The sequence below is a fragment of the Pseudomonas sp. TE12234 genome (assembly GCF_054061835.1).
This window is the reverse complement of the sequence record NZ_JBSSEP010000008.1, coordinates 110,977-126,424: the sequence shown is the minus strand read 5'-3', so window position 1 is coordinate 126,424 and position 15,448 is coordinate 110,977. Positions and strand designations below refer to the sequence as shown.

General features: G+C 60.6%; 14 protein-coding genes. 10 read left to right on the top strand and 4 right to left on the bottom strand.

Going from position 1 to position 15,448, the window contains the following annotated elements; genetic code table 11:
- Positions 1-95 precede the first annotated feature (95 nt).
- The 3 genes from ACVWYU_RS14780 (at position 96) to fabF (ending at position 2,739) form a co-directional block, all read left to right on the top strand.
- Entirely contained in the window at positions 96-431 is a 336-nt protein-coding gene (locus tag ACVWYU_RS14780; protein WP_457372985.1) for a ComEA family DNA-binding protein, read from the top strand.
- Positions 432-637: 206 nt separating this feature from the next.
- Positions 638-1,432, top strand: a complete 795-nt coding sequence (locus ACVWYU_RS14775) for an SDR family NAD(P)-dependent oxidoreductase (RefSeq protein ID WP_457372984.1) — start codon at positions 638-640, stop codon at positions 1,430-1,432.
- Positions 1,433-1,464: 32 nt separating this feature from the next.
- A complete protein-coding gene (gene fabF / locus ACVWYU_RS14770) occupies positions 1,465-2,739 on the top strand; it encodes a beta-ketoacyl-ACP synthase II (RefSeq protein WP_457372983.1) in 1,275 nt (424 codons plus the stop codon).
- On the opposite strand, the gene ACVWYU_RS14765 is transcribed toward fabF, so the two are convergent.
- Entirely contained in the window at positions 2,736-3,293 is a 558-nt protein-coding gene (locus tag ACVWYU_RS14765) for a TetR/AcrR family transcriptional regulator (protein ID WP_457372982.1), read from the bottom strand. The genes fabF and ACVWYU_RS14765 overlap by 4 nt on opposite strands.
- Before the next feature lie 173 nt (positions 3,294-3,466).
- Between ACVWYU_RS14765 and ACVWYU_RS14760 the strand changes: the two genes are divergently transcribed.
- Complete coding sequence (locus ACVWYU_RS14760; protein WP_457372981.1) at positions 3,467-4,120, top strand: GntR family transcriptional regulator; 654 nt, start codon at positions 3,467-3,469, stop codon at positions 4,118-4,120.
- A gap of 15 nt (positions 4,121-4,135) precedes the next feature.
- Positions 4,136-4,987, top strand: coding sequence for an urea carboxylase-associated family protein (locus tag ACVWYU_RS14755; RefSeq protein ID WP_457372980.1), 852 nt, complete (start codon positions 4,136-4,138; stop codon positions 4,985-4,987).
- A 236-nt stretch (positions 4,988-5,223) separates the two neighbouring features.
- Here the strand turns inward: ACVWYU_RS14755 and ACVWYU_RS14750 are convergent, their stop codons facing one another.
- The 3 genes from ACVWYU_RS14750 to rfbC form a co-directional block, all read right to left on the bottom strand.
- Positions 5,224-5,391 (bottom strand): DUF2897 family protein, encoded by a 168-nt coding sequence (locus ACVWYU_RS14750; RefSeq protein ID WP_080758146.1) that lies wholly within the window; start codon positions 5,389-5,391, stop codon positions 5,224-5,226.
- A gap of 124 nt (positions 5,392-5,515) precedes the next feature.
- The gene (gene eat, locus ACVWYU_RS14745; protein WP_457372979.1) at positions 5,516-6,880 is read right to left on the bottom strand and encodes an ethanolamine permease; all 1,365 of its coding nucleotides are present in this window, start codon (positions 6,878-6,880) and stop codon (positions 5,516-5,518) included.
- A gap of 351 nt (positions 6,881-7,231) precedes the next feature.
- Complete coding sequence (gene rfbC, locus ACVWYU_RS14740) at positions 7,232-7,777, bottom strand: dTDP-4-dehydrorhamnose 3,5-epimerase (RefSeq protein WP_457372978.1); 546 nt, start codon at positions 7,775-7,777, stop codon at positions 7,232-7,234.
- Between the two features lie 271 nt (positions 7,778-8,048).
- On the opposite strand from rfbC, the gene kdpF reads away from it, so the two are divergent.
- The 5 genes from kdpF (at position 8,049) to ACVWYU_RS14715 (ending at position 15,445) form a co-directional block, all read left to right on the top strand.
- Positions 8,049-8,138 (top strand): K(+)-transporting ATPase subunit F, encoded by a 90-nt coding sequence (gene kdpF / locus ACVWYU_RS14735; RefSeq protein ID WP_007899818.1) that lies wholly within the window; start codon positions 8,049-8,051, stop codon positions 8,136-8,138.
- 8 nt (positions 8,139-8,146) lie between these two features.
- Positions 8,147-9,841: a potassium-transporting ATPase subunit KdpA gene (kdpA, locus tag ACVWYU_RS14730; RefSeq protein WP_457372977.1), complete on the top strand. Its 1,695-nt coding sequence runs from the start codon at positions 8,147-8,149 to the stop codon at positions 9,839-9,841.
- 10 nt (positions 9,842-9,851) lie between these two features.
- Complete coding sequence (gene kdpB, locus ACVWYU_RS14725; protein WP_247255414.1) at positions 9,852-11,909, top strand: potassium-transporting ATPase subunit KdpB; 2,058 nt, start codon at positions 9,852-9,854, stop codon at positions 11,907-11,909.
- Positions 11,910-12,110: 201 nt separating this feature from the next.
- Positions 12,111-12,656, top strand: coding sequence for a potassium-transporting ATPase subunit KdpC (gene kdpC, locus ACVWYU_RS14720; protein WP_247255415.1), 546 nt, complete (start codon positions 12,111-12,113; stop codon positions 12,654-12,656).
- A 137-nt stretch (positions 12,657-12,793) separates the two neighbouring features.
- Positions 12,794-15,445 (top strand): DUF4118 domain-containing protein, encoded by a 2,652-nt coding sequence (locus tag ACVWYU_RS14715; protein WP_457372976.1) that lies wholly within the window; start codon positions 12,794-12,796, stop codon positions 15,443-15,445.
- Positions 15,446-15,448 lie beyond the last annotated feature (3 nt).

Sequence of the window (15,448 nt, the reverse complement as noted above, 5' to 3'; positions counted from 1 at the left end):
ACGGACACATTTTTGACAGGCTCCTGACATCACCTAAATTTTGGAGACAGCTTCGGAAAAGCTGTTTCCTCAATCGATGTCATGGAGCTTCATTTATGCGTACTGGCTATTTCTCCTCCCTCATTTTTGCCTTGCTCACCAGCGCCTCTATCACCGCAGTTGCGGCGCCGACTGTGAAACCGGATACCAGTAATCCCGCTGCAGTTGCGACGATGTCTACCGCCGCGCAGTCCGGCAAGATCAATCTCAATGCTGCCGATGCTTCAACATTGCAAAAGGAACTGTCGGGGGTTGGTGAGGCGAAAGCCCAGGCGATTGTTGCTTATCGTGATATCAATGGCCCGTTCGCTTCCGTGGACGAGTTGCTTGAAGTGAAGGGGATCGGCAAGGCGATTCTGGATCGCAACCGCGATAAGCTGGAAGTGAACTAAGCTGAATATTCAACGCCAAGGGGCCGGTCATTGACCGGCCTTTTTTCATTCTGGCGCGTACTGGGAGGTGGTGCCTTTCGTCGATGCATTTAAAATTACACCTATCATTTATTCTGAGGATTATGAGTATAATAAAACCTGTACCAGTCGAGACGCTTTGACAATTCAAGCGCTCACCCTTCCTCCGCATTCCCAGGAGCTCTGTCATGAATTCTGTCCAGTCCCAAGGTACGGCCCTTGTCACCGGTGCCTCCTCCGGTATCGGCGCTGTTTATGCACAACGCCTCGCATCCCGCGGTTTCGATTTATTGCTGGTGGCTCGCGACCAGCAGCGGCTGGACGAAGCGGCGAGCAAGCTGCGCGCCGAGTATGGTGTGCAAGTCGAGGTGCTCAAGGCAGATCTGACGCAACGGGATGATGTGCTGAAACTTGAACAGCGTCTGCGCAGCGATTCGAGTATCAGTCTGTTGCTCAATAACGCCGGTGTGGCGACGGACGGCTCGCTGGCCAATGCCGATACCGATGAGTTGGAGCGATTGATCCAGTTGAACGTTACGACCGTCACGCGTTTGGCATCGGCGGCGGCCGCCAGTTTTGCCAAGGCGGGGCGAGGCACGATCATCAACATCGCCTCGGTCGTTGCATTGTTTCCCGAGCGTTTCAATGCGACCTACAGCGCCAGCAAGGCGTACGTTTTGAGCCTGACCCAGTCACTGAATGCCGAGCTCGATGGCGCCGGGGTCAAGGTCCAGGCCGTGTTGCCGGGTGTCACGCGTACCGAAATCTGGGAGCGCTCCGGTATCGATGCAACCCAGATTCCTGCTGACATGGTCATGGAAGCTGGAGAAATGGTCGATGCGGCGTTGTCGGGTCTGGATCAGGGTGAATTGATCACCATTCCTTCCTTGCCGAACCTCTCCGAGTGGGAGTCCTATGTAGCGGCGCGTCATGCGATGGCGCCGAATTTGTCCAGAAGCCAGGCCGCCACGCGTTATAAATGACGTGTCAGGCATCGGCATGAGGTGTTTGCAGAATGAGTAATCGTCGAGTGGTTGTAACGGGCATGGGCCTGGTGTCTCCGCTGGGTAGTGGAGTCGAAGCTGTCTGGGCGCGTTTGTTGGCGGGGCAGTCCGGCTTGCGAAATTTGCCGGATGAAGTCGTTGCTGATCTGCCAGCCAAAGTCGGCGGCGTGGTGCCGACGCTGGCCGACGATCCTGAGGCTGGGTTTGATCCAGACCGGGCGACGTCCCCCAAAGAGCAGAAAAAGATGGATCGTTTCATTCTTTTCGCCATGGAGGCGGCTCGGCAGGCGATTGAGCAGGCCGGTTGGCAGGCGCTAACCGATACTGCCCAAGAGCGCACGGCAACCATCATCGGGTCCGGCATCGGTGGTTTCGGTGCGATTGCCGATGCGGTGCGTACTACGGACAGCCGTGGTCCGCGACGTTTGTCTCCGTTCACTATCCCGTCGTTTCTGGTCAATCTGGCGGCCGGACATGTATCTATCCAGCATTGTTTCAAGGGGCCTTTAGGTGCGCCGGTGACAGCCTGTGCGGCTGGGGTTCAGGCAATTGGGGATGCGGCGCGGCTGATTCGAACCGGCGAGGCGGACATCGCGGTATGTGGCGGCGCGGAGGCGGCGATCGATCGCGTCAGTCTGGCCGGGTTTGCCGCGGCTCGCGCCTTGTCCAGCGGTTACAACGACACCCCGCAGCGCGCTTCACGGCCGTTCGACAGCGGGCGCGACGGCTTTGTCATGGGTGAAGGCGCCGGTCTGCTGGTCATTGAGTCACTCCAGCATGCCTTGGCACGGGGTGCTCAACCATTGGCCGAGTTGGTTGGTTATGGCACCAGTGCAGACGCCTATCACCTCACCGCTGGGCCTGAGGATGGCAGTGGTGCACGCCGGGCCATGGCGCTGGCATTGGCGCAAGCCGGGGTAGCGCCAGAACAGGTTCAACACTTGAATGCCCACGCGACCTCGACGCCGGTTGGCGATTTGGGGGAACTGGCGGCGATCAAGGCGTTGTTTGGCACGGATAACAAGATCGCCGTGACATCGACCAAATCGGCGATCGGGCATTTGCTCGGCGCCGCTGGCGGGGTCGAAGCCATATTTACGCTGCTGGCGATCAGGGACCAAATCGTACCGGCAACCCTGAACCTCGAAAATCCCGACCCGGCCGCCGAAGGCGTGGACATCGTCCACGGCCAGGCTCGCCCAATGGCCATCGAGTATGCGCTGTCCAATGGTTTCGGCTTCGGCGGCGTCAATGCCAGCGTGCTGTTCAAGCGCTGGGCCGGCTAGCCTTGCGCTCGCTTCAGCGACTTGCGGGTGACCTCGAGAATCTGCCGGGCCAGCTCGGCGTTCTCGACGTTACGCGAAAGCAGCAATGCCCCCACCAGCGTGGACATGATGACGATGCTGCGTTCTGCAGTTTCTTCGCCATCAAGGGTGTCCTGGATTTGTCGAAGTCGTGCATTGAGCACCGCATCTGAAGTCGGACTCGGCTGCCCGCGCATACCGAGTTCCGATGACATCGTGGGCAATGGGCAGCCTTCATGGGGCGAAGTCTGGTGCCATTGCGAGAGGTAGGCATCGATGAAGGCCTCTAGCGGTCGATCCTGCGCGAACAACTCGGCGCACACGACATCAACCTCGTCGCCTGCCGCCCGCAATGCCTTTTCCACCAATTCATCCTTGGACTTGAAGTGCGAGTAGAAGCCACCGTGAGTCAAGCCCAGCGCTTTCATCAAAGGTTGCAGGCCGGTCGCGCCGATTCCGTCACGGCGAAAGCGCACGGAAGCTTCCTTGATGATGCGTTGGTGAGTCTGGGCTTTATGGTCCTGCGAGTAACGCATCTGATATCTCCACATCAATGCGCCATATTAACCAATGAAAATTGGATGGTGACTGTACTTCTATTTCTAAAAAGCATGCAGTTGCGTTGTGCCTGGTGCAAATAAGTAATTACTGGCACGAATAGTGATTACTCAATGGCTGACGATTGTTGAACAATCACGAGGCAATGAGTATGAACAGCGGACTGTCACTGGCCGATCACATCACCCTGGAGTTACGCGCCGACATCATCGGTGGACGCTTGCTGCCTGGCATGGCGCTGGTGGAAAACGACCTGGTGTCTGCCTACAACGCCTCGCGCAACACGATCCGAGAAGCCTTGCACCGCCTCGGCCAGGAAGGCTTGACGCGATACGTGCGCAACAAAGGCGTGATGGTGCGAAAGTTGGGCTGTGATGATGTACGGGACCTGTTCAAGGTCCGGCGCACGCTGGAACTGCAGGCCATCAGCGCCAGTCGCCCCCTGCGCGATTATCAGTCCGACCGGATGCTCGAAGCCCTGGAAGCCACGGAGCTGGCGCGGGAGCGCGAGGACTGGCGCGCCGTCGGCACTCATAGCCTGCACTTTCATCAGCACGTAGTCGGGTTGCTGCGCAGCCCACTGTTCGATGAATTCTTTACCAATGTCGTCGCGCAATTGCGCCTGGTGTTTTGTACGGCGCCTGATCAGTCGCGCTTTCAGGCGCCGTGGCTGGCCCGTGACCGTCAGATCCATGAACTTCTGGCCGAAGGCGACAAGCGCGCGGCCGAGGAGGCCATGAGCCTGTATCTCGATGACTCTGAACACCTGTTGCTGCAAATGCTTACCCCATCTTCCCATCACTGATCGAGGATTCGTGCCATGTACAAAGACTATCCGGCGGCCTATCAAGTCAGCAAAGGCTCGGCCTTGCAGGTGGATAAAGCCTTTTATGAGCGGGTTCGCGATGCGAAGGACGGGCGCACGCTCATCGAGTCGTTCGAAGTGCCGATTCGCACCGGTCGCGCCTGGAAAGTCCCGGCCGGCCATGTGTTTCGCGTGACGACACCGGTCGGGCCGCAAGTGGGTGACTTCAACGTCTGGAATGCCAACGACCCGCGTGAACGGTTGTGGGCATCGCGCACCCGGCAGCTACAAGGCGCACACGTCAGCACCCATGACCGGCTCTGGTCGAACCTGCCATTTTTGCGGCCATTGGTGACCATCACCGACGACAGCCTGGCGGGCTATGGGATCGATGAGCATGGCGGTCGCCTGCACGATTTGCTCGGCACCCGTTGCGATCCTTATGTGAACAAAATGCTCACCGGCGAAGATTTCCACCATCACTGTCACTCCAACCTGACTCGCGCCGTGCTGCCCCATGGCCTGACCGAGTTCGACGTGCACGATGTGTTGAATATTTTCCAGTGCACGGGGCTGAACCACGACGACATGTACTTCATGAAAGCGTGTCCGGCCAAGAAGGGCGATTACCTGGAATTTTTCGCCGAGATCGACCTGCTGTGCGCACTCTCGACTTGCCCGGGCGGCGATCTGTCGCTGGCCATGTGGGGGCCGGATGCACAAGACCCGTTGAGCGTGTGCCGCCCGTTGGGAGTGGAGATTTATCGGCTGGAGGATTCGTTGCTGGAGGGATGGAGCCAGCCGGAACGTGCCGCGTACAAAGGCATGCACGGCTTGCACATCGCCAAGGCGGAGTGGGAAAAGTAGCCCGGGGTCCCTGTAGGAGCGAAAAACAAACCTCGCTGATAAGGGCGTAATACTGTTCAGTTAAGGACGAACATTGTACCTGTGGCGAGGGAGCTTGCTCCCGCTGGGGCGCGAAGCGGCCCCCAAATAGGACTGCTGCGCAGTCCAGCGCGAGCAAGCTCGCTCGCCACAGCTTACTGATTACCCGGACTATCTCCTAAATGAACAGCATTACGCTGATAAAGGCGTTTTTTTGCTCAGCGGTCCTGCGCATCCTTGGCGTCCGCTTCCGCGTTACGTTCGGCTACGCGTCGACGTTGCTCTTCGGTCAGATCAACCTTGGTGGCGGTGTCACGCAACATCATCAAACCGCCAACGATGGAGCCGATGGCTACGATCAGAATCAACCAGGCATACCAGGGCATAAGGCTCTCCTTAAGGGCACGCCGATCGGCGGGTTTCGTCAATCGATCGTGCATACCACTTTGAGCGATTTGTTTTCGCACTGGTTCCATTCTATGCCTGATATGACATCAGCACGCCTACTGTTTAAAGCCCGGTCAGCATGGCATCTGCCGGCGCATCGGCACGCGATTGCGCGGTGAGCATGAAGTACACGAAACCGGCCACCATGAAGGCCAGGAAAATCAGGCCGATCAGTGTGTTGAACCAGGCCATCGCCACCAGGCAAACCACGGCGAGCACTAATGCAATGAAGGGCACCAGTGGATAGCAGGGCGCGCGGAAACTGCGCTCCAGGTTCGGCTCGGTTTTGCGCAGTTTGAACAGGCTGAGCATGCTCATGATGTACATCACGATGGCGCCGAACACGGCCATGGTGATCATCGCAGCAGTCAGGGTCATGCCGCCAAGGTTGATCAAACCATCGCTGTAGATCGCCGCAATGCCGATCACGCCGCCGGCAATGATCGCCCGGTGTGGCGTCTGAAAGCGCGACAGTTTAGCCAGCGAGGCCGGCAGGTAACCGGCGCGGGCCAATGCGAAAAATTGCCGCGAGTAGCCAAGGATAATCCCGTGGAAACTCGCCACCAGCCCGAACAGGCCAATCCAGACCAGCATGTGCAACCAGCCCGAGCTTTCGCCCACTACGGTTTTCATCGCCTGTGGCAACGGGTCATTGATGTTTGACAGGGTGCGCCAGTCGCCGACGCCACCAGCAAAGAACATCACGCCCATTGCCAGCAGCACCAGGGTCAGGATGCCGCTGATATAAGCCTTGGGGATCGTCCGTTTCGGATCTTTGGCTTCTTCGGCAGCCATGGCCGCCCCTTCGATGGCCAGGAAGAACCAGATTGCGAATGGAATCGCTGCGAACATCCCGGCAATCGCCGGTGTGCCGAACAGATCGGAACCGGCCCAGCCATTGAGGGCGAAGTTGCTGAAGCTGAACGCCGGCGCGACCACACCCATGAACACCAGTAACTCGACGACCGCCAATACACAGACCACCAGTTCGAAGGTCGCCGCGAGTTTCACCCCGAGGATGTTCAGGCCCATGAACACGATGTACGCGCCGACGGCCGCGTGTTTCGGGTCGAGGGCGGGAAATTGCACGTTGAGGTAGGCGCCAATGGCCAGTGCGATGGCCGGCGGGGCGAAGACGAACTCGATCAGCGTCGCCAGCCCGGCGATCAATCCGCCTTTTTCGCCAAAGGCTCGGCGACTGTAGGCAAACGGGCCACCGGCATGGGGAATCGCCGTGGTCAACTCGGTGAAACTGAAAATGAAGCAGGTGTACATGGTGGCGACCATGAATGAGGTCACCAGAAAACCCAACGTCCCGGCCACGCCCCAGCCATAACTCCAGCCGAAATACTCACCGGAAATCACCAGCCCGACCGCAATGCCCCACAGGTGCAGGGTGCCCAGCGTGGGTTTGAGTTGTGTGTTCATGCGTTTGCTCCCTGAACGGTTTGGACAGCTCGGGGAGGGCGTGTGCAGTGGGCGTGCCATTTGGCGAATTTGGGTCGTAAAGCATGGAAAGCTGTCGTATCGGGGATATCAGGCGCCTGGATGGGTGATTTTTGGTGCGCTACTTGAGAGCATTGCTTTTTAGCTTGCCGTCTTCGTGGGCAAGTCGCTTCACGATTTGGCAGATCGCAGATCACTGCGGTCTACGAGGCCGCTTTTGAGAAGGGGCAAGCAGTGCAAGGAAACCTGGTCAGATCCCTCCTAAAACTCAAGGGGACCAGCGGTCTGACCAGGACGAAGGTGGTAATGAGGCGAGACTATCGAGTGTCTGGGTTATGAAAAGACGTCAGCATCCTTGAACAACGCCGCCGCCTGATCCTTTGCCGACAGCTGCGGTACTTCATCGAGTTGCCAGTCGATGGCCAGGTCCGGGTCATCCCAACGGATGCTGCGTTCAGCAGATGGGGTGTAGTAGTCGGTGGTTTTGTAGAGAAATTCAGCGAACTCACTCAGTACCACGAACCCGTGGGCGAAACCTTCCGGAACCCAGAGCTGGCGATGGTTCTCGGCGGACAGGCGCACAGCAACCCATTTACCAAAATGCGACGAGCTGCGACGAATGTCCACGGCAACGTCGAGTACTTCACCGACGGTCACGCGAACCAATTTACCTTGGGTGTTTTCCAGCTGGTAATGCAAGCCACGCAATACGCCTTTTTGAGAGCGCGAATGATTGTCCTGAACGAATTGTGTGTCGAGCCCCGTCGCTTCTTCGAAAGCCTTGGCATTGAAGCTCTCATAAAAGAAGCCTCTCTCATCACCAAATACCTTCGGTTCGATTATCAGAACACCGGGTAGATCGGTGGTGATTACATTCATGTTGTTTCTCCGGCAATAGACGTAATGGTCGACATTCTTGCTCAAAGCACGCTGAGGCGCGAGGGGCGATGACGAGCAGTTTATCGGCGATGTGAGTTCAGCGAGCCATGACACACGGGCTTGCCCGTCCAGATCCCGCTGTAACGCCCGCATAAACCCACTCTTTACACTTTCTTTATGCCCTGCCACACCCCTCGATCTCGTTCCTTTACAGCCTCCCTGCCGACAATGACTCCACACGCGGCAATGCGCCGTAACACGGAGAATTTCCATGAGCGTTCTGGACGGGGTGTCACTGCTACTGGCAGTGGGGCTGTTCATTTATCTGTTGGTTGCGCTGTTGCGCGCGGACCGGAACTAGGAGCGGCTATGCACAGTTATGACTATTGGCTGATCCTGGCGTTTTTTGCGTTGGTATTGGTCCCGGCACCGTTTCTCGGGCGTTTCTACTACAAGGTCATGGAAGGGCAGCGCACCTGGTTGACGCCGATCCTCGGCCCGGTCGAGCGTGGCTGTTATCGACTGTCCGGGGTCGATCCGCACGCCGAACAGAGCTGGCAGAAGTACGCGCTGGCCTTGCTCGCCTTCAACCTCGCGGGCTTCTTGCTGCTGTTCTCGATCCTGCTGTTCCAGGACCATCTGCCGCTCAACCCGCAGAACCTGCCGGGGCAGGAGTGGACGCTGGCGTTCAACACCGCCGTCAGCTTCATGACCAACACCAACTGGCAGTCCTACAGCGGCGAAGCGTCGTTGAGCTACCTGAGCCAGATGGTCGGTCTCACCGTGCAGAACTTCGTCAGCGCCGCCACCGGCCTGGCCGTGCTGGTGGCGCTATGCCGTGGCATTGGCCGCAAATCGACCAAAAGCCTTGGTAACTTCTGGGTCGACATGACCCGCGCCACCCTCTACGGCTTGTTGCCGATGTGCCTGTTGCTGGCGCTGTACCTGGTCTGGCAGGGTGTGCCGCAAACCTTCGCGCAGTATGTGAACGCCGTGACGATGCAAGGCGTCGATCAGGTGATCCCGCTCGGTCCTGCTGCCAGCCAGATTGCGATCAAGCAATTGGGCACCAACGGTGGTGGCTTCTTCGGCGTCAACTCGGCGCATCCGTTCGAGAACCCGACGGCGTGGAGCAACCTGTTCGAACTGGCGTCGATCATTCTGATCCCGGTAGCCCTGGTGTTCACCTTCGGCCACTACGTGAAAGACCTGCGTCAGAGCCGCGCGATCATCGCCTGCATGTTGGCGCTGTTCCTGATCGGCGGTGCCACCTCGCTGTGGGCTGAATACCAACCGAACCCGACCCTGAACAACGCTGCTGTCGAACAGACCGCACCGCTGGAAGGCAAGGAAGCGCGCTTCGGCACCACCGCCACTGTGCTGTGGTCGGTGACCACCACTGCCGCCTCCAACGGCTCGGTCAACGGTATGCACGACAGCCTTAACCCGCTGAGTGGCATGGTCGCGCTGGTCAACATGATGGTCGGCGAAGTGATCTTCGGCGGCGTCGGTGCCGGGCTCTATGGCATGTTGCTCAACGTGTTGATCGCCGTGTTCCTGGCGGGCCTGATGATCGGCCGCACCCCGGAATACCTCGGCAAGAAACTGCAGGCCAGGGAAGTCCAGCTGTTGGTGGTGACTTTGATGGTCATGCCGATCGGCGTGTTGGTGCTCGGCGCGATTGCTGCCAGCCTGCCAGGTCCGGTGGCGGCGGTGAGCAACCCGGGTGCCCACGGTTTCAGTCAGTTGCTTTATGCCTACACCTCGGCCAGCGCCAACAACGGTTCCGCGTTCGGTGGCTTTAGCGCCAACACGCCATTTCACAACCTGATGCTGGGCCTGGGCATGTTGATCGGTCGCTTCGGCTACATCCTCCCGGTACTGGCCCTGGCCGGCAGCCTGGCGATGAAGAAAACCGCACCGATCGGCCAGAACAGCTTCCCTACCCACGGCCCGCTGTTCGTGACCCTGCTGACCGTGACCATTTTGCTGGTGGGTGGTTTGACCTTCCTGCCGACCCTGGCGCTGGGTCCAATCGCTGAACACTTGAGCATGGGTTTCTGAGGACTATTTGATGAATATGCCCGTCACCAAGACCGTCGCCGCGAAAGCGCCGGAGCAACCGAAAACCGCGATCTCGGCCCTCTGGCGTCCGGCGCTGGTGCAAGCCTTCGTCAAGCTCGACCCACGCCAGTTACAGCGTGCGCCAGTGATGCTGGTGGTCGAACTGACCGCGATCCTGACCACCGTGCTGTGCTTCATTCCAGACACGGCGGTGCCGACCTTCGTCGCCGCGCAAATCGCCGTGTGGCTGTGGTTCACCGTACTGTTCGCCAACTTTGCCGAAGCCCTGGCCGAAGGTCGTGGCAAGGCGCGCGCCGACAGCCTCAAGGCCGGCAGTGAAGGCCTCAGCGCTCGCCGCAAAACCAGCAACGGCACCTTTCAAGTGGTGCCGGCCGCCAGCCTGCGCAAGGGCGATGTGGTGCGTGTTGAAGCGGGGGAGATGATTCCCGGTGACGGCGAGGTGATCGAGGGTATCGCTGCGGTTAACGAAGCGGCGATTACCGGCGAGTCCGCACCAGTGATCCGCGAGTCCGGCGGCGACCGCTCGGCCGTCACCGGCAACACGCGGCTGGTGTCCGACTGGCTGTTGGTGAAGATCACCGCCAACCCCGGTGAGTCGACCCTGGACCGCATGATCGCTCTGGTCGAAGGCGCCAAACGCCAGAAAACCCCGAACGAAGTGGCCCTCGACATCTTGCTGATCGGCCTGACCCTGATCTTCCTGCTGGTGGTCGTCACCCTGCAACCGTTCGCCCACTTCGCCAATGGCAGCTTGCCGTTGGTGTTCCTGGTGGCGTTGTTGGTCACGCTGATTCCGACCACCATCGGCGGCTTGCTGTCGGCCATCGGTATTGCCGGGATGGATCGCCTGGTGCGTCTGAACGTGATCGCCAAGTCCGGTCGCGCCGTGGAAGCGGCGGGGGACGTGCACGTCCTGTTGCTGGACAAGACCGGCACCATCACTTTCGGTAACCGTCGTTGCAGTGCGGTTTACGCGGCCCCGGGCGTCACCTCCAAAGAGCTGGCCGAAGGCGCGTTGTTCGCCTCGCTGGCCGATGACACGGCTGAAGGCAAGTCCATCGTCGAGTACCTGCGTGCCCTGTACCCGCAACCGGAACCGGAGCCTGAGTTGTTGACCGGCGTGCCGTTCAGCGCTGAAACGCGGCTGTCGGGTGTCGATTATCAAGGTCGCGTGTACCGCAAAGGTGCGGTGGATTCGTTGCTGACCTTCGTCGGTCTCAAGCGCGCTGATCTGGCCCCGGCCCTGTCGCGGGAAATCGACAAGATCGCCCAGAGTGGCGGCACTCCGTTGCTGGTCTGTGCCGACGGCAAACTGCTCGGTGCGATCCACCTCAAGGACGTGGTCAAGCCCGGCATCCGCGAGCGTTTCGCCGAGCTGCGCAAACTGGGGATTCGCACGGTCATGGTGACCGGCGACAACCCGCTGACCGCTGCGGCGATCGCGGCCGAAGCGGGTGTGGATGACGTCCTCGCCGAAGCCACGCCGGAGAAAAAACTGGCGCGCATCCGTCACGAGCAGAACGACGGTCGCCTGGTTGCCATGTGCGGCGACGGCGCCAACGACGCCCCGGCCCTGGCCCAGGCAGACGTCGGCATGGCGATGAACGACGGCACGCAAGCCGCGCGTGAGGCGGCGAACATGGTCGACCTCGACAGCGACCCGACCAAACTGCTGGACGTGGTGCAGATCGGTAAAGAGCTGTTGGTGACCCGTGGCGCGCTGACGACGTTCTCCATCGCCAACGACGTGGCCAAGTACTTCGCGATTCTGCCGGCGCTGTTTGCCGCGATCTACCCGCAACTGGGCGTGTTGAACGTGATGCACTTGAGCAGTCCGCAGAGCGCGATTCTCTCGGCGATCGTGTTCAACGCCTTGATCATCGTGGTGCTGATTCCGCTGGCGTTGCGCGGTGTACGAGTCCAGGCGGCCAGTGCCGCGGCCTTGCTGCGACGCAATCTGCTGATCTACGGGCTGGGCGGGATCCTGGTGCCGTTCGTGGGCATCAAGGCGATCGACATGCTGTTGACGGCATTGCATCTGGTTTAGCTGGTAGCGGGTGGCTGGAGAGGGGCTTTTTGTGGCGAGGGAGATTGCTCCCGCCGGGCTGCGAAGCAGCCCCAACCCAGACACCGCATTTGTTCAGGCGCATCACATTTACCAGGTTTACGACTGCTGCGCAGTCGAGCGGGAGCAAGCTCCCTCGCCACAGGTAATGAGTTTGTTTTCACCGAATTCGAGGATTTTGAAATGTCCACAATGATACGTCCGGCCTTGAGCCTCTTGGTCTTGATGACCCTGATCACCGGCGTCGCTTATCCCCTGGTGGTCACTGGCGTGGCCCAGGTTGCGTTCCCGGATCAAGCCAATGGCAGCCTGGTGCGCGATGCCGAGGGCAAGGTTCGTGGCTCCTCGCTGATTGCCCAGGATTTCGTGGGTGACGCCTGGTTCCATCCACGGCCATCGGCCGGTGCATTTGCCACCGTGTCCAGCAGTGCCAGCAACCTGTCGCCGAGCAATCCGGCGCTGGCGACCCGGGTGATCGACGATGCCAATAAACTGCTGGTGCCCGGTCAGGGCCCGGTGCCGTTGGCGCTGATTACCACCTCCGGCAGCGGCCTCGATCCACACTTGCCACCGGCGGCGATTGCCTATCAACTGGCACGTGTCGCGGCGGCGCGCAATCTGCCGGTGGCGACCCTGCAGAACTTGCTGGACGCGCACGTCGAGCAACCGTTGGTGGGGCCGCCGGTGGTGAACGTGCTGGAGTTGAATCTGGCCCTCGAAAAACTGTAAGTGAATGGCGCCGCCAATCGCGGGCAAGCCCGCTCCCACAGGGATTTCAGATTTTTGAGAACCTTGTGGGAGCGGGCTTGCCCGCGATGGCGATAGAACAATCGCCCCATCAACATCTGAAAAAGTGAGCTTCAAGCATGAGCGACTCCGGCCGCGCCGACGCGCTGTTAGCAGACCTGCCCCGGGACGGCCGGGGCCGACTCAAGGTTTTCCTCGGTGCGGCACCCGGTGTCGGCAAGACCTACGCCATGCTGCAGGCGGCGCACACGCAACTGCGCCAGGGGGTGAAAGTCATCGCCGGTGTGGTGGAAACCCACGGTCGCGCTGAAACCGAAGCGTTGCTCGGCGGCTTGCCACAGCAACCCTTGGTGCGCTCGGAATACCGTGGCGTGATGCTCGAAGAGATGGACCTTGACGGCCTGCTCGCGGCCAAACCGAAACTGGTGCTGGTAGACGAACTCGCCCACAGCAACGCCCCTGGCAGTCGCCACGCCAAACGCTGGCAAGACATTCAGGAATTGCTCGCTGCCGGCATCGACGTGTTCACCACCGTCAACGTCCAGCACCTGGAAAGCCTCAACGATCAGGTCCGTGGCATTACCGGCGTGCAGGTCCGCGAGACATTACCGGACTGGGTGCTGCAAGAGGCCTACGAACTGCTGCTGATTGACCTGCCGCCGCGCGAACTGCTCGAGCGTCTGCGCGACGGCAAGGTCTACGTGCCGGAGCAGGCGCGAGCCGCCATCGATGCATTTTTCACCCAGACCAACCTCACCGCCCTGCGCGAACTGGCGATGCAAACCGCAGCGGCCCAGGTCGATAACGATCTGGCCCAGGGGTATCGCCAACTGGGTCAAGCCGCGCCGGCCGTGAGGGGACGCTTGTTGGTCGGGGTCGACGGCGATGCCCAGGCAGAGCGTCTGGTGCGACATGCCAGCCGTGTCGCCCAGCGCCGGCACTTGCCCTGGAGCCTGGTGCATGTGGAAAACGGCAGTGTGCGAGACGAGCAGTCGCGCCTGCGTCTGCAAAGCGCCCAGCAACTGGCTGAACGCCTGGGGGGCGAGGTGGTGCACCTGCGCGCCGGCGAGGTGGCGAAGACCTTGATCCAGCACGCTGCCGAGCGCCGTGCCAGCCTGGTACTGGTCGGCCAGTCCCGGGCGCGATGGCGTCGACGGTTGTTCGGGGGAGGGCTGGCCTCACGCTTGTTGCGCGATGCGCACGGGTTGGAAATCAACGTCCTTGCCAGTGACGAAGAACAATATCCGCCCCGCCAACGACCGGCGCACTCGCTGGTCTGGTTCGATTATGCGCTGGCGGTGGTGGCGACGATTCTGGCCAGCGCCCTGGCCTGGGGAGTGGCCAGTATTTTGCCGTTGCCGAACATCTCGCTGGTGTTCCTCGCCGCAGTGTTACTGGTGGCGGTGCGCAGCAGTCTCGGGCCGGCGCTGGCCTGTGCCGCGTTGTCGTTTCTGACGTATGACTTCCTGTTCATTCCGCCGAATTTTTCCTTCAGCATCCAGCGCGAAGAAGACGTGCTCACCTTGTTGTTCTTCCTGCTGATGGCGGCCCTCACCGGCAACCTCGCGGCACGCCAGCGCCGGCAACTGGAGGCCTTGCGCGATACCCAGGAAGAAACCACCGAACTGCTCGACCTGTCGCGCAAACTCACCGCCGCCACGGACCGTCAGGCGGTGATCAGCGCCGCCGCCCAGCACCTCAATGGCTGGAGCGACTTGCAACTGTGCCTGCTCAATCGGGACGGTCAAAGCGGCTGGAAAGTCGAAACCGGTGGGCCGCTGGCGTTTACTGAAGCCGAGCGCGCTGCCGCCGATTGGGCCTGGCAACACGATCAACCGGCCGGCGCCGGCACCGGGACGCTGCCATTCGGGCGCTGGTGGTGGTGGCCGCTGTCGGTGGAGGATGGTCCGCTGGCGCTGCTCGGTGTCTGCGCCAAGGAAGGCCAGACCTTGAGCGGCCAGCGCCGGCGCTTGTTGACCGCGCTGAGTCAACCGTTGGCCCAGGCCCTGGCTCGCGCGCAACTGGCCGATGATCTGGAAGCCGCACGTCTGCACGGCGAGACCGAGCAACTGCGCAGCGCCTTGCTGGCCTCGGTGTCCCACGATTTGCGCACGCCGCTGACCTCCATGCGCGGCAGCATCGACAGCTTGTTGGCTCTCGGTGAGGCGATCCCGCTGGAGGATCGCCGCGAATTGCTCGAAGGCACCCGCGATGAAGCCGAACGCCTTGACCGCTATATTCAAAACCTCCTGGACATGACGCGCCTCGGTCACGGCGCCTTGAAGCTGGCGCGGGACTGGGTGTCGCCGGCCGACATCGTCGGCAGTTCGCTCAATCGCCTGCGTGCGGTGCTGGCGCCGTTGCAGGTCAGTGTCGAGGTCCCGGCGCAGTTGCCGCTGCTGTATGTCCACGCCGCACTGATCGAACAGGCATTGATCAATGTGCTGGAAAACGCCGCGCGTTTCTCGCCGATGCATGGCCGCCTGCAATTGCGCGCTGGTGTCGCTGACCAAGAGCTGTTTTTCTCGGTAAGTGATGAGGGGCCGGGCATTCCCGAGGCTGAGCGAGCGAAGATTTTCGACATGTTCTACACCGCGGCACGGGGTGATCGCGGCGGGCAGGGCACGGGGCTGGGGCTGGCGATCTGTCAGGGCATGGTGGGCGCCCATGGCGGTCGTATCAGTGTCGCCGACGGCATCGAAGGACGCGGCACCTGCATCACTTTGCACTTGCCATTGCAGGAACAGCCCGCCTTTGAAAGTGAACGTTGAAAG